19 protein-coding genes are annotated in these 18,990 nt (G+C 68.5%); 8 read left to right on the forward strand and 11 right to left on the reverse strand.

Translation table 11 applies throughout. The features are described from left to right. The first annotated feature begins 179 nt into the window (after positions 1-179). The 3 genes from NI2_RS11335 (at position 180) to NI2_RS11345 (ending at position 2,672) form a co-directional block, all read left to right on the forward strand. A complete protein-coding gene (locus tag NI2_RS11335; protein ID WP_371851975.1) occupies positions 180-1,319 on the forward strand; it encodes a sensor histidine kinase in 1,140 nt (379 codons plus the stop codon). After that, complete coding sequence (locus NI2_RS11340; protein WP_067489375.1) at positions 1,316-1,945, forward strand: response regulator; 630 nt, start codon at positions 1,316-1,318, stop codon at positions 1,943-1,945. Before NI2_RS11335 ends, NI2_RS11340 begins: the two co-directional genes overlap by 4 nt. Positions 1,946-2,039: 94 nt before the next feature. Beyond that, positions 2,040-2,672, forward strand: coding sequence for an NAD(P)-dependent oxidoreductase (locus tag NI2_RS11345; protein ID WP_067489379.1), 633 nt, complete (start codon positions 2,040-2,042; stop codon positions 2,670-2,672). 36 nt (positions 2,673-2,708) lie between these two features. On the opposite strand, the gene NI2_RS11350 is transcribed toward NI2_RS11345, so the two are convergent. The 3 genes from NI2_RS11350 to NI2_RS11360 are packed head-to-tail and all read right to left on the reverse strand — an operon-like array spanning position 2,709 to position 5,872. Continuing rightward, positions 2,709-3,596 (reverse strand): amidohydrolase family protein, encoded by an 888-nt coding sequence (locus NI2_RS11350; RefSeq protein ID WP_067489382.1) that lies wholly within the window; start codon positions 3,594-3,596, stop codon positions 2,709-2,711. Beyond that, positions 3,593-4,633 (reverse strand): nucleoside hydrolase, encoded by a 1,041-nt coding sequence (locus tag NI2_RS11355; RefSeq protein WP_255284014.1) that lies wholly within the window; start codon positions 4,631-4,633, stop codon positions 3,593-3,595. Before NI2_RS11355 ends, NI2_RS11350 begins: the two co-directional genes overlap by 4 nt. Positions 4,634-4,660: 27 nt before the next feature. Further along, positions 4,661-5,872: an FAD-dependent monooxygenase gene (locus NI2_RS11360; protein WP_067489388.1), complete on the reverse strand. Its 1,212-nt coding sequence runs from the start codon at positions 5,870-5,872 to the stop codon at positions 4,661-4,663. Between the two features lie 108 nt (positions 5,873-5,980). Here NI2_RS11360 and NI2_RS11365 point away from each other — a divergent pair, with 108 nt between their 5' ends. Both NI2_RS11365 and NI2_RS11370 read left to right on the forward strand, forming a co-directional pair. Then, entirely contained in the window at positions 5,981-6,550 is a 570-nt protein-coding gene (locus tag NI2_RS11365; RefSeq protein WP_067489390.1) for a TetR family transcriptional regulator, read from the forward strand. A gap of 21 nt (positions 6,551-6,571) precedes the next feature. Beyond that, positions 6,572-7,318 (forward strand): thioesterase II family protein, encoded by a 747-nt coding sequence (locus NI2_RS11370; RefSeq protein ID WP_133734128.1) that lies wholly within the window; start codon positions 6,572-6,574, stop codon positions 7,316-7,318. Here NI2_RS11370 and NI2_RS11375 read toward each other — a convergent pair. Both NI2_RS11375 and NI2_RS11380 read right to left on the reverse strand, forming a co-directional pair. Beyond that, a complete protein-coding gene (locus NI2_RS11375; protein ID WP_067489396.1) occupies positions 7,299-7,673 on the reverse strand; it encodes a DUF2784 domain-containing protein in 375 nt (124 codons plus the stop codon). The two genes, NI2_RS11370 and NI2_RS11375, sit on opposite strands and share 20 nt — an antisense overlap. Before the next feature lie 70 nt (positions 7,674-7,743). After that, positions 7,744-9,174: an SDR family oxidoreductase gene (locus tag NI2_RS11380; protein ID WP_067490276.1), complete on the reverse strand. Its 1,431-nt coding sequence runs from the start codon at positions 9,172-9,174 to the stop codon at positions 7,744-7,746. Between the two features lie 216 nt (positions 9,175-9,390). Between NI2_RS11380 and NI2_RS11385 the strand changes: the two genes are divergently transcribed. Both NI2_RS11385 and NI2_RS11390 read left to right on the forward strand, forming a co-directional pair. Further along, positions 9,391-9,954: a TetR/AcrR family transcriptional regulator gene (locus NI2_RS11385; RefSeq protein ID WP_210739956.1), complete on the forward strand. Its 564-nt coding sequence runs from the start codon at positions 9,391-9,393 to the stop codon at positions 9,952-9,954. A gap of 126 nt (positions 9,955-10,080) precedes the next feature. Further along, complete coding sequence (locus NI2_RS11390) at positions 10,081-10,779, forward strand: hypothetical protein (RefSeq protein ID WP_067489402.1); 699 nt, start codon at positions 10,081-10,083, stop codon at positions 10,777-10,779. 1 nt (position 10,780) lies between these two features. Here NI2_RS11390 and ligD read toward each other — a convergent pair whose 3' ends face one another. The 3 genes from ligD to NI2_RS11405 form a co-directional block, all read right to left on the reverse strand. Continuing rightward, complete coding sequence (ligD, locus tag NI2_RS11395) at positions 10,781-11,779, reverse strand: non-homologous end-joining DNA ligase (RefSeq protein ID WP_067489404.1); 999 nt, start codon at positions 11,777-11,779, stop codon at positions 10,781-10,783. Next, on the reverse strand, positions 11,776-12,855 hold the full coding sequence (locus NI2_RS11400) for an ATP-dependent DNA ligase (RefSeq protein WP_208115386.1): 1,080 nt from the start codon (positions 12,853-12,855) through the stop codon (positions 11,776-11,778). Before NI2_RS11400 ends, ligD begins: the two co-directional genes overlap by 4 nt. A gap of 124 nt (positions 12,856-12,979) precedes the next feature. After that, positions 12,980-13,345: a cold-shock protein gene (locus tag NI2_RS11405; RefSeq protein ID WP_067489408.1), complete on the reverse strand. Its 366-nt coding sequence runs from the start codon at positions 13,343-13,345 to the stop codon at positions 12,980-12,982. A 225-nt stretch (positions 13,346-13,570) separates the two neighbouring features. Between NI2_RS11405 and NI2_RS11410 the strand changes: the two genes are divergently transcribed. Beyond that, positions 13,571-15,061 (forward strand): condensation domain-containing protein, encoded by a 1,491-nt coding sequence (locus NI2_RS11410; protein WP_243750012.1) that lies wholly within the window; start codon positions 13,571-13,573, stop codon positions 15,059-15,061. Here NI2_RS11410 and NI2_RS11415 read toward each other — a convergent pair whose 3' ends face one another. The 3 genes from NI2_RS11415 to NI2_RS11425 are packed head-to-tail and all read right to left on the reverse strand — an operon-like array spanning position 15,062 to position 18,983. Further along, positions 15,062-16,369, reverse strand: a complete 1,308-nt coding sequence (locus NI2_RS11415) for a pyridoxal-phosphate dependent enzyme (protein ID WP_067490282.1) — start codon at positions 16,367-16,369, stop codon at positions 15,062-15,064. Beyond that, on the reverse strand, positions 16,366-17,757 hold the full coding sequence (locus tag NI2_RS11420) for an alanine racemase (protein WP_067489414.1): 1,392 nt from the start codon (positions 17,755-17,757) through the stop codon (positions 16,366-16,368). The genes NI2_RS11415 and NI2_RS11420 overlap by 4 nt, the downstream gene beginning before the upstream one ends. Continuing rightward, the gene (locus tag NI2_RS11425; RefSeq protein ID WP_067490285.1) at positions 17,754-18,983 is read right to left on the reverse strand and encodes a heavy-metal-associated domain-containing protein; all 1,230 of its coding nucleotides are present in this window, start codon (positions 18,981-18,983) and stop codon (positions 17,754-17,756) included. Before NI2_RS11425 ends, NI2_RS11420 begins: the two co-directional genes overlap by 4 nt. Positions 18,984-18,990 lie beyond the last annotated feature (7 nt).

Here is an 18,990-nt window from a genome sequence, read left to right on the forward strand (position 1 = left end):
TTCCGCCCGCCCGACCCTTGTGCACCTTCCTGTGGTCTGCTAGTCGGTCTCCGAAGACCCTCGCCACCTGTAGGGCGATGCCGCCGGGCGCGAGGGCCACGTGTAGCGGCGGACGGCCCGGTGTGTCGTGGTTGCGGGCGGTCGGGCCTTCCGCGGTCGACGCATACGGTGGGAGCGTGATCGATGTGCGTGCTCGCCCCGACCTGCGCCGCCTGCTGCGGTGGCTGCCGGTGGCTGTGGTCCCGGTGCTGCTGGCGGCCAGCACGTACCCGGGTCGGTTCCGGGTGCCTGTGCACTACTGGGTGCTCGCGATGAGCGCCGCGGTGGTGTTCGCTGTGGGGCGGCGGTGGCCGTTGGCGGTGTCGCTCGTACTGTCAGCGCTGGCGGTCCCCATGTTTCGTACCGAGGCGTGGGGTGTTGCCGGTCTGGTGCCGTATCTCGGGGCCGTGGCGTTGGTCGATGTCGTCGCCCGGACCGACCGGCGCCTGACCGTGGTCCTCGCGACCGGTGGGTGGGCGGCAGCGGTTGTCCTCGGGTGGATCGGGCTGCACGACACATCCATCGGTCGCGCTTCCACCCTCGTCGAGGGCGTCGCCTACGTGGGGTTGCCGCTGCTGCTGGGGTTGTACCTGCGCGGGCAACGCGAGCTGGCCGACAATCTGCGCCTGCGCGCCGCCGACGCCGAGGCGCGCACCCGCCTCGACGAGCGAGCGGCGATGGCCAGGGAACTACACGACGTCGTGGCCCACCACATGGCGTCGATCATCCTGCGGATCTCGGTGGCCGGTCACGTTGTCCGGCAAGCGGATCCGCGGATCACGGCGGTCCTCGACGACGTCCGGGCCACAGCGACCGACGCGCTGGGCGATATCCGCAGGTTGCTCGCGGTCCTCCGTGATCCCGCGCTGGGGGAGGTGGCGCTGGTCGAGCCCGACGCCGTCGGTGCGGAGATCGACGCCGCCGTCGCACGCGTACGAGCCGCCGGATTCACTGTCGAGTCGACCGTCGGTGACCTGGATGGGCTCGACGCCATCCGCAGGCTCACCCTGCTCCGCCTGGTGCAGGAATCGCTCACCAATGTGATGAAGCACGCGAATCACGCTGTACCGGTGCGATTCACGATCGACCGGGACGACGACGGCATCACCCTGACCGTCGTCAGCGGCGCCGACAATGCCGAGACAACGCCCGGCCACGGCATCGTCGGCATGCGTGAGCGCACCGAACTCGCCGGCGGAACACTGACCGCCACCGCCGAGGGCCAGCGATGGGTCGTGCGTGCCCACCTTCCGGACCGACCTCGAGGAGGACAAGAGTGATCCGCGTACTACTCGCCGACGACCAACGCCTGATTCGAGCCGGGCTGCGGATGCTCATCGAGGACACCGACGACATCACCGTCGCCGGTGAGGCCGCCGACGGTGTCGAAGCGGTCCGCTTGCACACCGAACTATGTCCCGACCTGGTGATCATGGACCTGCGCATGCCAGGCCTCGACGGTATAGGTGCCACGCGGCGGATTCTCGCCACCGACCCCCGGGCGAAGGTCCTGGTGCTGACCACCTTCGACGACGACGAACACCTGTTTCCCGCCCTGTCCGCGGGCGCCACAGGCTATTTCGTGAAAGATACCGACCCCGCCGTCCTCCTCGCCGCCATCCGCCGCACTGTCGAAGGCGACCTCCCCTTCTCACCCACCCTGCTCCGCAGACTCGTCACCCGAGCACTGACCACCCCGCCCGAAATGCCCGCGCCCCCAGCCGATCTCACTCCTCGCGAACGCGACGTCCTGCGCCTGGTAGCCGAAGGCCACGGCAACCAGGAGATCGCCGACCGCCTCCACCTCGGCGTGAGCACCGTCAAAACCCACATCACCAACCTGCTCGACAAAACCGGCACCGACAACCGCGTCCGCCTCGCGGTCTACGCCTCCAAGTTGCCCTGATATCTCAATGGTGATATACATCATCATTGAGTAGATCAACATTGAGATATATTCCTGTGTCAGGCAGATGGTCTGTCGCACAGGAGGTTTGATCATGCGTATCACGGTGTTCGGGGCGGGCGGGGCAGTCGGTGGCCGGGTGGCGTCCGAGGCGATCGCGCGCGGGCACGACGTCACCGCGGTCGTGCGCCGGGCCGTGGATCTGCCCGACGGTGTGCGGGTGCGTAACGGCGATGCCGCGAACGCGGACGAGGTCGAAGCGCTCAGCGCGGGACAAGACGTCGTGGTCGCCGCCACTCGTCCCGCTCCGGGGCGTGAACCGGAACTGCCGGTCGTCGCCGCGGCCATGCTCGACGGCGTCGCGCGCAGTGGTGTCCGGCTGCTTGTCGTCGGCGGCGCGGCAACGCTGCTGGTGCCAGGCGTGGGCACGACGTTGCACGAAACACCGGGATTCCCTGCGGAATTGGCGGCCATCGCGCAGGCGTGCGCGGAGCAACTGGCGGTTTGCCGCGCGCACACGACCGCCGACTGGACCTATCTGAGCCCACCGGCCGAACTGAATCCGGGCGTGCGCACGGGCAACTACCGGGTCGGCGCCGACGACCTTCTGGTCGACGCCGACGGCCGATCCTGGATCTCGATGGAGGACTTCGCGGTGGCACTGCTCGACGAAGTCGAGCGTCCCGCACACCGTCGCACCCGATTCACAGTCGCCGCGGGTGGATAGCAGCGATCGGCCGGACGAGTGCTCGACACGGAAGGCCTAGGACGCGTCGAGGTCGAACAGGTGGACGGCGTTGTCGTGGCACACCTTTCGGAGCCAGTCGGGGCCGAGGTCCAGGCGTTCGAGAGCGGCGACGGCCTCGGCGTAGGGGTAAGGGATGTTGGGGAAGTCGCTGCCGAAGAGGATGCGGTGGCCGAAGGCGGGCAGGCGGTCTCGTTGGTCGGTGGGGAAGGGCGCGCCTGCCTCGCTGAAGTCGGTCCAGACCATGGTGGTGTCGAGGTAGAGCTGGGGGTATCGCTCGGCCAGGTCGAGGAACTCGCGGTATTCGGGGGTGCCCATGTGGGCGATGATCAGGCGCAGGGTGGGGAAGCGGCGCAGGAGTTCGGCGATGGGAGCGGGGCCGGTGAACTCGCCGGGGGCGGGGCCCGAACCACAGTGGATGAGGACAGGTACGCCGGTGTCGGCGAGGATCGCCCACACCGGGTCGAGCAGCGGGTCGAGCGGGGAGAACGCGCCGACCTGGATGTGCACCTTGAAGATTCGCGCACCGCGCTCGATCGCGTCGGCCACATACCGTGGCGCGTCGGGTTCGGGGTAGAAGGTGGCGGTGTGCAGGCAGTCGGGGGTGCGGGCGGCGAACTCGGCGGTCCACTCGTTGAGCCACTCACCCATGTTCGGCTTGTGCGGGTACACCAGTGAGGTGAACGCCTGAACACCGAAGTCGCGCAACGTTTTCAGGCGCACCTGTTCGTCGTCGCGATAGGTGATCGGCCAGGGGCGGCCGGTGAGGGGGCCCGCCGTGTCGAAGTAGGCCCACACCTTGCGCATCACCTGATCGGGCATGAAATGGGTGTGCACGTCGACGATCGCGGGCAGCTCCAGCTTGCGGCGGAAGTCGGCGAGATAGGTGACGGTATCGATGGTCATGAGTGCTCCGGGTACAGGCGTCGCGCGAGCGCTCCGACGCGGGTGACGAGACGGTCGAAGAACACGGCCGGGTCGGTGTCGATCACGATGTCGGCGTTGGGTTCCCGACCCCACATGCCCGCCCAGTCGGCAACGGTCGTGGCCCGGGTGATGGTGCCCGCCAGCTCCACGTCGACGGTCGCCGGCCGGGTGGTCGCCAGGGTGTGATCGAGCGCGACGGCGGCGGCGAACGGGTCGTGCATGTGCGCGAGGTACCCCAGGTCGTACTGGTGGTGGAAGTCGAAATAGAAGCGCACCGCGTCGGTGAGGTACCGCACGATCGGATTGGTCGCGGCCGAACGCCATTCGACCGGATGGCCCGCCGCGACCAGATCCGGCGAGGTACTACCCGCCGCCTCGGCCAGCAGGACGAGATGCTCGGGCCGCATCTCGATTCTCTCGGTGATGTCGAGCCCGCACACCAGCGGGCGACGATCCGGCGGCGCGGCGGAGAAAGCGTCGAACACCTCCTTGGCGGCTTCCGGATCGACGTGGATGTTCCACTCGTTGGTCGGCGTCGTATTGCCGGGGTGATTGAACGCCCCACCCATCACGACCAATCTGCGCAACAGCCGGGGAAGCTCGGGTTCCATCCGCAAGGCCAGCGCCAGATTGGTGAGCGGGCCGGTGCACAACCCGATCGCCGCACCCGGATTCGCGCGCGCCAGCTCCACCCACATCCGCGCCGCCGACCGCTCCGAAACCTCGCGTGGCGACAGCGGCAGGACCGCGTACCCGAGCCCTTGCGGACCGTGCGTGTCCTCGGTGGTGCGCAGCGGTATCGCCAGCGGTTCGGCGGCCCCCAGCGCCACCTCGATCTCGGGTGCCCGGCCGAGATCCAGCACGGCGAGCGTATTGGCCGCCACCTGCGCGGCAGGCACATTGCCGGCCGTGGCCGCGATCCCGATGATCTCGGCGTCCGGCGAGGCGAGCAGATAGAGCATGGCCAGGGAATCGTCGATCCCGGTATCGACGTCGAGGATGATCGGCTGCGCCACGTTCCGAGAGTAACCAGGCGCACGCATTCAGTAGGGCGGCAGGGCGAAGTCCTCGTTGTCGGCGAAGAACAGTTTCGCGGTGATCGGCCGCATCGGCCGTGATGTCAGCAGCCGCACACTGACCCGCATCATCCGGGTCATCATGGCACTGCGCGGCACCATCATGTCGATGCCGCCACCGGGAATCTCCTTGGCCTTGGCCAGGAACGGGGTGATCGTGTCCTGGTAGCGGCGAAGTGCGGCGGGTAGATCGTGCGGCGTGGCGGCGATCTCGGCGGCCAGCGTGTACCCGCCGACGATCGCCATCGCGGTGCCCATGCCCGTCAGCGGAGAACCGCAATACCCGGCGTCGCCGACCAGTGTGACCCGGCCGACCGCCAGTTCGGGCACGTCGACGCGGGCGAGGTCGTCGAAGTAGAAGTCCGGCGTGGTCTCCATCGCGGCCAGGATCTCCGGGGCCCGCCAGCCCGTGTCACGGAGAGCTTCTCGGAGCAGTGCACGCTGGGCTTCGGGGTCGCGGCGCAGGGCGGGATCGATGCCGGTGCGCACCATGATGATGGCCTTCGCGGTGGCCGGGTCGCCGTCGGGCCGGATGCCGACCATCGCGCCGGGCAGCAGGCGCATGGCGAACCAGCCCGGTTCGGCGTCGGCGGGTGTCGGCATCGTGAAGAACGCGCCGTAGGCGCCGAGGTTGGTGACGAACCGGTCTTCCGGGCCGAACACCAGGCGGCGGGTCGCCGAATGCACGCCGTCGGCGCCGATCACCAGATCGAAGCGCCCGGTCTCGCCCGAGGCGAAAGTGACATCGACGCCGGTATCGTCCTGCTCGACGCGCTCGATCCAGTCGCTGTAGCGGTAGTCGAGGTGACCGTTGTCGGCTGCGGTGACCGCGTCGAGCAACACCTGATTGAGATCGCCACGGGTGATCTCGATGTCGGCGACGGCGCCCTTACCGTCGAAGTCCTCCATCGCCATGCGGGCATAGACCCGGCCGTTGCCGTCGACATAGGCCATACCGCGTTCGTCGAGCTGGTACTCGCGGATGCCCTCCATCAGCCCCATCCGTTCGACGGCTTCCTTGCTCGGTCCGCGCAGATCCACCGCCTGCCCGCCGGGCCTGGGGTCCGCCGCCCGCTCCACCACCGTGGTGCGAATGCCCTCGCGCAGCAACTGGAGTGCGACCGTATTGCCCGCGATGCCTCCGCCGGCGACCAGAACGTGCAGTGCAGTGGAGGTCATAGTGTGTCCCGCCTCGAAAATTGAACGAATGTCTTAGACCAATGTCTAACAGAGGTTTGCACGAATGTCTAGTACAAATGTCTAAGACGGTCGGGTAGTCTCGCCGTCATGGGCAACCGAGAAGATCTGCTGGCCGGGGCGCGCAAAGTGATCATGGAGCGCGGGGTGGCCAAGGCGACCGCACGCGATATCGCCGCCGCCGCCGGGGTGAGCCTGGCCGCCATCGGCTACCACTTCGGCTCCAAAGATCGCCTGGTCACCGAGGCGCTCAGTGAGGCGCTCGGCGACGCGCTGGGGGAGGGGATGCGCGGACTCATCGAGGAAGGTGCGGGCGGCTCACCGCTGTCCGGTCTCGCCCGCCTGTGGAACGGCATGCCTGCGGTCTTCGCCGACAATCACGAGGCGATGCTGGCCAGTCTCGAGAACATCGTCCGCATCGTGCGCTCCGAAGAAGCACGCTCCCAGCTCGGCGACCAGCTCGACGAGGCCTACCGTGATCTCGCGGCCGATCTCCGGGCGGCCCATCCCGACCTGGACGAAGCCCAGTCCGAAGCCATCGGCCGCCTGTACTTCGTCCTCGCACAGGGCCTCGGTGTGCTGTGGCTGTTGAAGCCCGGCGAAACTCTTCTCGACGGCGACCAGCTGTCGATCGCCGTGCGCGCCCTCGCGGGCAGCTGACCGGGAAAGGAGACAGTGCGAGTGAACACTGCTGCAACGCAATGGATTCGGGCTCTACGTCACGATGCGGCCCGGCGCAGGCAATTGGTCTGCCTCCCGCCCGGTGGTGCGTCCGCCGCGTTCTACCGCGACCTCGCACGCCACCTCGGTCCCGGCATCGAGGTCCTCGCCGCGCAGTACCCGGGGCGCCAGGACCGCCTCGGCGACCCGCTCATCACCGACCTGCACGAGCTGGCCGACCGTATCGGCGCCGACCTGCTGCGGCAGCCACCCGCTTCGCGCGCCCTGTTCGGTCACAGCATGGGCGCCACCGTCGCCTACGAGGTGGCGCGGCGGCTCGCGGCGGGCGGGCAACCGGTGCGGGAACTGATCGTCTCCGGCCGTCCCGCACCGGATTTCGTCGAGACGGGACTCCTGCACCAAGCCTCCGACGCCGATCTCATCGACAACCTGGAACGCCTGGCCGCCGATCCGGCGCCGGTGCGGCTGCTGCGCACCGAGCCGAGCCTGGCCGACCTGGTTCTCCCGGGTGTCCGCGCCGACTACCAGGCGGTCGAGACCTATCGTCACCGGCCGGGCACGGTGCTCGATTGCCCGGTGGACGCCTTCGTCAGCACCGAGGATCCCACCACGAGCCGAGCTCAGGCCGCGCAGTGGCAGACGGTCACCACTGGACCGTTCAGCCTGCACACCTTCCCCGGTGGGCACTTCTACTTCGACGACGAGCCCGGGGCGGTCGCCGAGGTGATCACGCGGTGTCTGACGTGAACGAGCGGTGGTGCAGGTGCAGGTAGCCCAGCCACGAGACCAGCACAGCGGTCGCGGCCACCGCCCGGACCAGCCCGAGGGCGCTGTCGGGATAGATCACGCCGGTGAGGTAGTGGTCGATGAAACCGGCTTCGGGGAGGCCTGCAACGCCCGCACGGGCGCGTGCCCAGTTCTCGGCGTAGGTCAGGGGACAGTCGAAACCGATGAGGATGGTGCCGAAACCCCAGGACGCGGCGAGCAGGTGAGCCCCGATGGTGCGCGGCCACCGCCACGCCACGAAACCGCCGACGACCACGTACGCGATGAACGCGACGTGGGTGACGGCGATCAGATCGGCCAACACCCGGAACAGCACACATCCAGAATAAGCGGCCGCCGCCGACCGGAATCATGATCAACATTCCGGTTCGGCATCGACCCGGTGATCACCAGGGTGACGGCCGGTAGTCCTTCAGGAAGCACCCGTAGAGGTCGACGCCGTTCTCGCCCTGCACGATCGGGTCGTAGACGCGGGCGGCACCGTCGACCAGATCGAGGGGAGCGTGGAAGCCTTCCTCGGCCAGGCGGACCTTGGTGTAGTGCGGACGTTCGTCGGTGATCCACCCGGTGTCCACCGCGGTCATCAAGATCGAATCGGATTCGAACATCTCGAGCGCGCTGGTGCGGGTGAGCATGTTCAACGCGGCCTTGGCCATATTCGTGTGTGGATGGCCGGGGCCCTTGTAGCCGCGACTGAACTGGCCCTCCATCGCCGACACGTTCACCACGTACTTACGCCTGCCCGGCGCCGCCGCCATCGCCGGACGCAACCGCGACACCAGGATGAACGGCGCCACCGAATTGCACAGCTGCACCTCGAGCAGCTCGGTGGCGTCCACCTCGCCGACGGTCTGCACCCAGCTGTTGGTGTGCGCCAGATCCGGCACGAGCCCACCGGCGTCGATGGCCACGCCCGCCGCGATCCGCTCCGGCGTCGCCGAACCTGCGACCAGAGCCAATTCGGCGACGTCGACGGCAGACAACGACGGCGTGAGCGAGGCGGTGAGCGCGGTCGGATGCGCCTGCATCGTCTTGCCGAAGGTGACCATCTCCGGCAGCATGCCGACGGGCAGCGGCGCGGACTCGGCCTCGACGAGCGCGCTGTAGGCACCGGCCGAACGGCGAACGGTCTGGGCGGCGTTGTTGATGAGGATGTCGAGGGGGCCCTGCGTCGCGACATCATCGGCGAGGGCGACCACCTGGGCCGGGTCACGCAGGTCGATCCCGACGATGCGCAGCCGGTGCAGCCAGTCGGCGCTGTCCTCCATCGCGGCGAAGCGGCGGATGGCGTCGTTGGGGAACCGGGTGGTGATGGTGGTGTGGGCGCCGTCGCGCAGCAGGCGCAGCGCGATGTACATGCCGATCTTGGCGCGGCCACCGGTGAGCAGCGCACGCTTGCCGGACAGGTCGGTGCGGGCGTCGCGTTTGGCGTGGCTCGACGCCGCGCACTCGGGGCACAGCTGGTGATAGAAGGCGTCGACCTGGGTGTAGCGCTGCTTGCAGATGTAGCACGGGCGTGCCCGCACGAGCGTCCCGGCGGTTTCGCCGTCGGCGGCGGACTTGATCGGGATGCCGGCGGTCTCGTCGTCGATGCGCTGCGGTGAACCGGTCGCGGTCGCGGCGATCACGGCCCGATCGGCTTCGGCGACCTGCTGTCGTGCCTCGATCCGGCGGCGCTGCTTGAGCTTTTTGAACATGTGGCCCACTGCGCGCTGCACCGCGATCGAATCGGGGTGTTCCTTTTCCAGCTGCCCGGCCTGTTCGAGCACCCGCAGGCAGGTTGCCAACTCGTCCGGATCGATCGTCTTCTCGGTCATCGGGGAGTGCGGCATTCCTTCGTGCGGGAGCGGTGGTCGGAAATATTGTCTCATTAGCCGTGCGACGGACCCGCTGGGTATCGTTGTGCACCGCCTCCGCAACCCTGCGGCGGCCGCAGAACCCGACGGAGCGCCCCGATTTCCCCGTTCGACACCGACACAGCAGACCCGCCGCGCAGGCGCCGGCTCGAACCCGACGAGCGTCGGGCGCAGATTTTGGCTTGTGCCATCGAGATGTTCGGTGAACGCCCGTACGCGGCGGTGTCGACCGCGGAACTCGCCCAGCGTGCCGGGGTGGCGCGCGGGCTCATCAACCACTACTTCGGCAACAAGCGCGACCTCTACCTGGCTGTTGTCCGCCGGATGGTGACGCTGCCCCGCCTCGAGAAGGTGTCCATCCCGCAGGGCAGCCCGGTCGAACGGGTCGATGCCATCGTGTCGTGGTTGCTCGACACCATCGCCGAACACGGCAGCACCTGGGTGAAGGTGACCAGCCACGAAGGCGTGGGCGACGACCCGGAGGTGCAACAGATCCTCGACCAGGCCGACGACGCCGCCGCCGAACGCATGCTGCTGATGATCGGCCGCTCCGATATGGCAGACGATGCACAATTGCGGGCACTGGTCGTTTCCTATGCGGGCATGGTGAAAGTGGCCGGGCGCGAATGGCTCACCCGTGGCACACTCACCCGCCCCCAGGTGCACCGACTGCTCACCGACACCCTGCTCACCCTCATCGATCGCACGATCCCCCATGTGAAGTCGTCCCCGGCCGATTAGGAGTTAGCCCACTCTTTCCCGGTTGCGCTGCCCGGCGCGCCGCGAGTCCCTATCCTCTTCGCGTAACCCCGCGCCGCACGCTGTTTCGTTTCCGCGGCCGGGGAGATCGAGAGGGACCCGGGGTTGATGGCACGATACGAGCAGTGGAACGACGACCCCGATGAGGAGTTCGAGGACCGGCGCTGGAACGGCCAGCGCTGGCCGCACGCCACCCCGGAGGACTCCGCACGCGACGACCAGCCACGGGTGAATCCCTACGCGATGGTGGCGCTGGCCGCGGCGCTCGTCCTGCTGTTCCCGATCGCGATCGTCTTCGCGCTGCTGTCGTACGGGCATCCGCGAGGGCGGGGGATCGCGATGCTCGCCCTGTTGCTCGGCATCGCCGAGGTCGCCGCAGTGGCGGTGGCCGGAATGGTGCTCTTCGGTGGACTGGAACTCGAGATGCCTGCGTTGGCGAGCAAGGCGGCCGCGACACCGGTCGCGGTGACCACCACCGAGGCGGTGCCGTCGGTCGGTGCCCCGACTTCGGTCGGGTCCACCCCGGTCCTGAGCCAGCCGGCGGCGAGTGTGGTGCAAAAAGGCACACCCTGCCAGGCCGAACAAGTCGGCCTGCTCGGCGTCGCCGCCGACGGCGCCACCCTGCTGTGCCTGCGCTCCGACAACGGCCACACCTGGTCCGGCCCGCACCGCGTAGCAGGCTCCTACTACACCGAAGGCGAGCCCTGCGACCCGTCGGTCGACAAAACCGGCCGCACCACCGACAACCACGCCCTGGTCTGCGAAGGCAAAGCGGGCACCGGCAGCTGGGTTCCCTGGACCGAGTAGGTCAGTCCTTCTTTGCTCGGCTCGGCTGGACGCGGGGTGGTTCGTTGGGCATTTTCGGGTATTGGGGTGGCCAGGGGGCGTCCATCAGGCCTGCGGCCATGTCCTTTTCCGACATGGTGAGCAGTGGTTCGATCGACTGTGGGGTGCGGTCGGCCCAGGGGTCGCCGCGTTCGGTCAGTCGGGCGGGGACGGTGGCGAGGGTGAGTTCGTCGGGGACGATGGTGTCGAGTTCGTCCCAGGCGATGGGGGTGGACACCTGGCCGCCCACCTTGGGGCGTACAGACCAGGCGCCGAACACGGTTTTGTGGGGTGCGTTCTGGTTGTAGTCGACGAAGACCCGGCTGCCGCGCTCCTCCTTCCACCACTGGGCGGTGATCTCCTCGGGGAAGCGGCGCTCGAGTTCGCGGGCGAGGGCCACGGCTGCGGCCCGTACCTGGTAGCCGTCCCAGCGAGGTTCGAGCATCGCGTAGATGTGTAGGCCGCGTGAGCCGGACGTCTTGACGAGGGCGTCGATGCCGAGTTCGGCGAGCAGTTCACGGGTGCGCACGGCGGCGCCGCGCAGATCGTCGAAGGTGATGCCGGGCGAGGGGTCGAGGTCGATGCGGAGTTCGTCGGCGATCCGCAGGTCGGCAACGTGGTTCGGCCAGACGTGGAACCCGAGACAGCCCTGGTTCACCGCCCACAGCACGTGCGCCAGGTCGTGGGCGACCAGCGCGTCGCTCGTGGTGCCGTTCGGTGTGGTGACCTCGACGGTCTGCAACCAGTCCGGCGCGGTCTTGGGGACCCGCTTCTGGAACCACGATTTGCCGGAGGCACCGTCGGGATAGCGTTCGAGCAGCAGCGGCCGGTCACCGATGACGCCGAGCAGGGGTTCGGCCACGGCCTGGTAGTAGCGCACCAGGTCGAGTTTCGTCTCACCGCGTTTGCTGAAGTACACCTTGTCGGGATGACTGATGGTCAGCGTGCGCCCGTCGACCTCGATCTCGACTCCCGCGCTCATGACCGCACCCCGAAGATCGCGTCGAGTTCGGCCGGGGCCACCTCGTCGAGCTGGGCGTATGTGCACGATTCGGGCGTGCGGTCGGGCCGGAACCGGACCAGTCGCCCGCCGTGCCGGAACCGCCCCGACTGCACGTGTTCGTAGCGCACCTCGGCGACCAGTTCGGGCCGCAACGGTTCCCACGACAGGTCCTTGCCGCCGGTCCACCGGCTCACCCCGCCGGGCATCTTGCCGTCGGCATTGGCCTGGGCCACCGCGTCGGCCCAGTCGCGCCACGGATGGTCCACCAGCGCGTTCTCGCGCAACGGTGCCAGCTCACCGAGCAATTCGCGGCGCCGGGCGGCGGTGAAACTCGACGCGACACCCACGTGGTGCAGATTGCCCTTGTCGTCGAAGAGACCGAGCAGCAGCGAGCCGACCCCTTCGCCGTCCTTGTGCATCCGGTATCCGGCGACCACGCAATCGGCGGTGCGTTCGTGTTTGATCTTGAGCATCACCCGTTTGTCCTGCATGTACGCCAGGTCGTCGGCCTTGGCCATCACTCCGTCGAAACCCGCGCCCTCGAACCGGGTGAACCAGTCCTGAGCCGTGTCCGGGTCCTGGGTGATGGGGGTGAGATGGATGCGGCCGGGGGCGGCTTGCAGCAGCGTCTCCAGTTCCCGGCGACGTTCGGAGAACGGTTCACAGGTGAGATCGCGATCGCCGTTGGCGAGCAGGTCGAAGGCGACGAAACTGGCCGGGGTCTCGACGGCGAGCTTGTTCACCCGCGACGCTGCCGGATGCAGGCGCTGCTGCAGTGTGTCGAAATCCAACCCGTTCTCGGTGACGACCACGATCTCGCCGTCGATCACACACCGTTGTGGCAGTGCCGCTTTGAGCAGGTCGACCAATTCGGGGAAATATCGGGTGAGCGGACGATCATTGCGCGAACCCAGTTCGAGTTCGTCGCCGTCGCGGAAGACGATGCAGCGGAAGCCGTCCCATTTGGGTTCGTAGCTCAGCCCGGGTTCGCGGGGCAGCGACGGTGTGGACTTGGCCAGCATCGGGCGCACTGGCGGCATCACCGGTAGATCCATTCGATCCTCCTCGCGGGTTCCTGTCACCCGTATCGACGTCGCGAGCGCACGCGATTAATCGCCTGCCTTGCGATCGTAGGCCGGGGGACCGACACACACGCGGAGCGTGATCAGCGCGTTCGGATCAGCTGTCGAGCCAGCCGTGTTCGTCGGCGAAGGTGGTGAACCGGTCGCGAATGGCGATGATCTCGGCGGCGGTGAGGGCGGGCGACGCCTCGAGCAGAAGTTCGGTGATCTGCCTGCGCATTTCCTCGGAACCGAGTCGTTCGCCTCCGCCCTTGCGGCTGCGGCCGGTCGGGGCACTGTGCCCGGCTGCGGTCAGGTTGACGGCTTTGGGGCCGCGATCGCCCTCGGTGACCTCGAATTCGAAAAGCCTGCCTTGGCGCAGTTCGTCCTCGTCGAGTCCGATGTCGTTGACGTGGACGAACACATCGGGCCCACCGTCTTCGGGGCGGATGAACCCGAAACCCCGCGAACCATCGAAAGACACCAACTTCCCGACAGACACCGACCAGCTCCTCGCTCCGCTTTCCCGTCGCCCACTCTAACGCGGCTTTTGGGTGTTTTCTCCGGAAAGTGGATAGTCGGCGACGGCCCGGTGCGGGGTGGCCCAGGCCCGGTCACGATGCGGTAACTGTTTGTTCACATCGGCTCGTTAGCGTCCCACATCTGTTTCGAGACGGGTGGAGGTTGGCGGTCTGTGGTGGATCCCGGTGTGGGGATCAGGTCGGGGGGTTTCGGTCGCGGTGTCGCGGTGGCGACGACGCGGGCCGAGGCGGTGTGTTTCCCGGCGCCGCCCGCGGTGACGCTCGAACCACGCCGCCGGCCGGCGCACGTGCCGCTGGCGCCCGCGCAGGAGCGCATGTGGCATGCGGCGAGACAGGGACCTTCGGCGGACTGGAATGTGGCGCGCGCCTTGCGCATTCGTGGCACCGATATCGATGTGGACGCTCTGTGCGGCGCCCTCGAGCTGCTGGTCGCGCGGCACGAGCCCTTGCGGACCCGCTACCCGGTGACCGAGCACGGGCCGGCCCAGCAGGTGCTCGACCCGGCCGAGGTCGTGCTCGACATCGCGGTGCGACACGTCGGCGAGGATGCCGTCGGCGCCGAGATCGCCGATCTGGCGGCGCGGCCGTTCGACCTGGCCCGCGATCTGCCCCTGCGTGCCCGGCTGTTCGTCCTCGCTCCCGACGACGTCGTCCTCGCCCTTGTGGTGCACCACATTTCGATCGACGGACGGTCGATGGCCCCGCTGACCCGCGACCTCGTCACCGCATACCTGGCCTGTCACACCGGCACGGCCCCACGCTGGGAGCCGCTGCCGGTCACGTACTCCGACTACACGCTGTGGAAACACGCCCAGCTCGGCGAGTTCACCGACGAGTGGAGCCGTGCCACCCATCAATTGCGGTACTGGGCCAATGCTTTGGCGGGCAGGCCCGCGTTGCTCGAATTCCCGGCACTGCCACAGTCGGCGCCGCCTGCCGACCCCGCTGCCGGCGCGCTGATTCCCCTCGCCTTCGACGCCACCACCCACGCGGGTCTGCTGCGGCTGGCCCAGGATCGGCGGGCGAGCCTGTTCATGGTGCTGCAGGCGGCATTCGCGGTGGCTGTCGGCGCGTTCGCGCGGTGTGCCGATGTGACTGTCGCGACGGCGGTTTCGGGCCGCGACCACCGACTGCTCGACGACCTCGTCGGCAACTTCTCCGATGACGTGCTGATGCGGGTGCGCCTGGACCGGGCGGCCGACGTCGACGAACTCATCGACCAGGTCCGCCGGGTCGCGCTGGCCGCCTACGCCCACCCCGACACCCCGAATCCGCGACTGAAGCGGTGCCTGCCGCAGGACGCCGCGCTGCCGCTGTTCCAGGCGACGCTCATCCTGCAGAAGTCGACGCGAACGGAACAGTCTGCCGCGCAGTCCTTCTCGATCACGGACGTGCCGACCGGGGTGGTGCGCGCCAAGCACGATCTCGAGTTCGGCCTGACCGCGCACTACGAGGCCCACGGCGCTCCGGCCGGGATCGACGGGTCCTTTCTGTATCCCCTCGCGCGCTTCGACCCCGCCGTCGCCTCGCGTTTCGTAGACCGGTTCCGCGCGGTGGTCGCGCTGCTCGCCGACGGCTACCGTGGCCCGTTGCCGCCGCTGCTGGCGACCACGGGCCGGGCACCGTCGCCACGACGGACGATGCGGGCGCTGGTCTGATCAGCCACGTTCGAGCGGCAGCCCCGCGTCGCGCCAGGCGACGACCCCGCCCGCCAGGCTGAAGGCCTCGTATCCGGCCTGCCGGGTCAAGGCCGCGAAACGCAGCGACGCTTCTCCGACCGGGCACACGAACACGACCGGCCGTGAGCGCGGGAACGGCATCCCCTGGCCGAGCATGTCGTCGAGCTGGTCGTCTCGCAGGTTGATCGCACCCGGTATATGGCCGACCCGGTAGGCCATCGCACCGCGAGTGTCGACGACCGTCGGGCGGCCGGTGCGGTCGAGCTCGGCCAGCTCCGCAGGTGTCAGCGTCGGTGCGGAGCCGGCGTCCGGTGGTGGTGGGGCCTCGGGCGCACCGAACAGGTCGGGTCGGCGCTTGACGAAATACGACAGGTACGGCTCGAGCCGGTCGCAGACGATGAGCACGGCGACCAGCGGGCGGTCCCCGGGGCGGGGAGCGTCGGCGAGCGCGCGCAGGGCGGCGGCATAGCCCGCACCGCTGGTCGGACCAGCGAGCACGCCGTATCCGCGCACCAGATCGAGCGTGGCGTCGATGGCGGTGGCGGAGTCGACGGTGACGATGTCGTGGTAGAAATCCGGGCGGAACAGGCCAACATCCCACATCTCGCGTTCGGAGCGGATGCCGGGGATGAAATCGAAACGGTCCGACACCACACCGATCGTGCGCAGCGCCGGATGGCAGGCCAGCAGGGCAGTGGCGGTGCCACGGGTGGAGCCGGTGGTGCCGAGCCCACCCACGAGGTAGTCGAGGTGTTCGATGCCCGCCGCGGCCAGGTCGGCGGCGATCTCGGCACCCGTACCGTCGCGGTGGGCTTCGACATTGCGCTCGTTGGTGTACTGGGACGGGTGGTACCAGCGCTCGGGCGCCTGCCCGGTGGTGTGCTCGATGACCGCCGAAACATCGTCGGCCGCATGCGGATCCGGGCACTCGGACAGGCCGGGTAGCTCCACGATGTCGGTGCCGAGCAACTGCAGCAACTGGCGTACCTCGGTGACCCGGATGCGGTTGGTGACCGCGCGCAACGGAACCCCGTGCAGCGCGCCGAGCACCCGCAGCGCCTTGGCGGTATTGCCGCTGGATGCCTCGATGAACGACTGCCCGCCTGCCGCCACCGCCTCGATGTCGTCGCGGATCATGGACCAGGCGATGCGGTCCTTCACCGACCCGAACGGATTGTGCGACTCCAGTTTCGCGTACAGCTCGACTCCCGCCAGCCCGTGTACCCGCGGGTCGAGTCGGAGCAGGGGAGTGTTGCCGATCAGCTCGGTGATGTGGGAGTAGATCATCGCCACACCTCGTCGTCGCACAGCTCGAATCGGCTGTCACGATGCAGCACAGCCACTTTCGGTGGTGTCGGATGCATGGCGGCGGTCGCTGCCGACAGATCCATGTGGTAGGCCCCGGTATTGGGGAACACCACTGGGTCGCCGGGGTCTGGAATCCGCGTCACCCGCACCTGCCGCTGGGTCACCAGGTCACGTTCCAAGCACAGATGACCGGCGAAGAACACTCCGGCGGGCGCGGACTCGCCGGGCTCGGACAGCACGAGGGGATCGATGAGCACCTCCTGGTCGGCCGCGGTGACGGTGTCGCGGCTCAGATCCAGGTGTACCAGCGTCGCCCCGGTCCCCGCCCGCTTCACGAATTCGACCCGGGCCACGGTGATCCCCGCGCGATCGGCCAGCGCCTTGCCGGGTTCGAGCCACAGGTCGAGGAGATTGTCCGCCAGCACCGCGCTCAGCGCCCGGCCGCCATGCTCCGGCAGGGGCGCGTCGAGCAGTTCGGTCAGGATGTCGGTGGCCGAGTCGGTATTGGCGTACTTGTGGAACACCGGCGTGCCGTGTGCGACTCCGTCGGCGACGTGATAGCCGAAACTGCCCGTGCCCCAGTGCAGAGCGGGCCCGTGGCCGAGTAATCCGGCCCGCAAAGCCTGGTCGTAGGCGTCGTAGGCGGCCGGGTCGGCCACGAAGACCTGACGTAGCCCACCGCCGATATCGAGCACCGACGGCGTGAACCCGCACGCGTAGGCCCGCTCGATCACCGTCAGGCACTCGCCGACGGCCCGTACCCGTTCCTGCGTGGACGCGGTATCGAGGTGGAAGGCCACCCCGAGCAGTGCCAGCCGATCGGGGTGCCGGGCGAGCAGATCGAATGCCGCTTCCACTTCGCCGAGATCGATGCCGAACCGGCTCGGCGCACTGCCCGGGAAACCCGAAAGACGTAGCAGCACCGGCACTCGCGTGTCGGCGAGTTCGGCGATACGCGCCAGCTCCCACAGATTGTCGACATTGATCGTCACCCCCGCCGCCACGGCCGCCCGCAACAGTGACGATCCCTTGGGTCCGGTGATCTCGACACGGTCGGGTGTGAAGCCCGCCTCCAGCGCCGACCGCAACTCCGCCCCGGATGCGACATCGATACCGATCCCCGCCCGTGCGGCCGAGCGGACGAAGGCCGCGGATCGGTTCACCTTGTGCGCGTAATAGATCCGCGACCTACACCGTGCCCTGTCCAGCACTCCGGTGAGCTTCGCGAGGTTGTCGTCGAACACCTGCGGGAACACCAGGTGCAGCGGTGATCCGAACCGCTCCAGCGCCGCGTGCACCGCCGTCCGGTCCGCCAGGAACGCCGCCACGACCGGGTGCAGGGCAGCGGGGACAGCAGGCGGGGTCATTCCACCGGTGTGCCGGGCGAGGGCACCTCGTCGATCGGGTTGTACCCGCCGTCGCGCAACGCCTCGAACACCCGTAACCGATGGCGTGGGCTGCGGATCCGGGCGATCACCCGTTTGGTGGCCAGATCGATCTCGAGCACGGGAACATCCATCGACTCGAGCAGGGCGCCGATGGTCCGCACACAGTGACGGCAACTCATGTCCGGCACCGAGAACACGCTGTCGTCGGCGAGCGGTTCGCCACCGGCCGGTACCTCGGTGACGTCCTCGACGACCTCCACGAGTTCCGAGAGCGCCACGAACGTCTCGACGAACTGATTCGCGACCGCGCCGAGCACCGACGACCCGTCCGCGCGCGGTGGCGCCGCGAGACACGTCGGCCCGGTTCCGGGCGGCAGCAGCGCGTACTGCCGCGAGATCAGATCGAGGTCGTCGTGGTACTTGGCCACCGCCTGCTCGACATCGAGGCCCTCCTCGGTGGTCGCCTTGCGCATCACCGCGTGCGCGTCGGCAATGGTGGCCTCCTTCATCGCCCGCAGTACCGCCACCGACTCGGGCGTGTACCGCACGGTGCCATCGGGCGAGGTGGTGAAGCGGACCGGGATCATGCCGCGCCGATAGGTGGAGGCCTGCAACTCCCAGAACCACCGCGTCGCCACCGCCGCGAAGATCCCCGAATCGCGCATCCCGCAGGCGAATTCGACGATGCCGCGATACGGCGTATCGGCGGCGAGGAGGCCGTGCTGGACCAGGGCCCGCCCGGTGGCTTCGATGCCGACCCGGAAGATTTCGTGCGGTTCGTGGTCGGTGGTGGTCGCCGCCAGCACCGCCCGTTCGTGCTCGCTCAGCTCGGCGGCGCGCTCCGGCAGACCCGATCGCGCCAATGAATCCCACAGTGCCAGTACGGTTTCCCTGGCGACCACAGCCAGCTCGGGTCCGGCGCCGTCCCGGCGGTAGTACGCAGTATTGGGAATGCCCGCGCTGTCGGTCCAGGTGATGCGATGCGTCGCGCTGGTCACCTGCTCCGGGCGGCACGGGCGCATGAAGCGCTCGAGATACATCCGCTGCGACTGGGTGAGCCGCCCGCCCGGCTCGGGCTGTAAAGCCCGCGCGCGGAAGGCGATCCGGGTCGGCGCGGTCTCGACGCCCGCGAAGACGCCGGGCGCGGCGATCCGGGCGAGGACCTGCGAAGCGACACGGCGGTCGTACTGCTGCGCGGGGTGCACCTCGTCA

The sequence above is a fragment of the Nocardia ignorata NBRC 108230 genome, from assembly GCF_001612905.1.
GTDB classification, from domain to species: Bacteria; Actinomycetota; Actinomycetes; order Mycobacteriales; family Mycobacteriaceae; genus Nocardia; species Nocardia ignorata.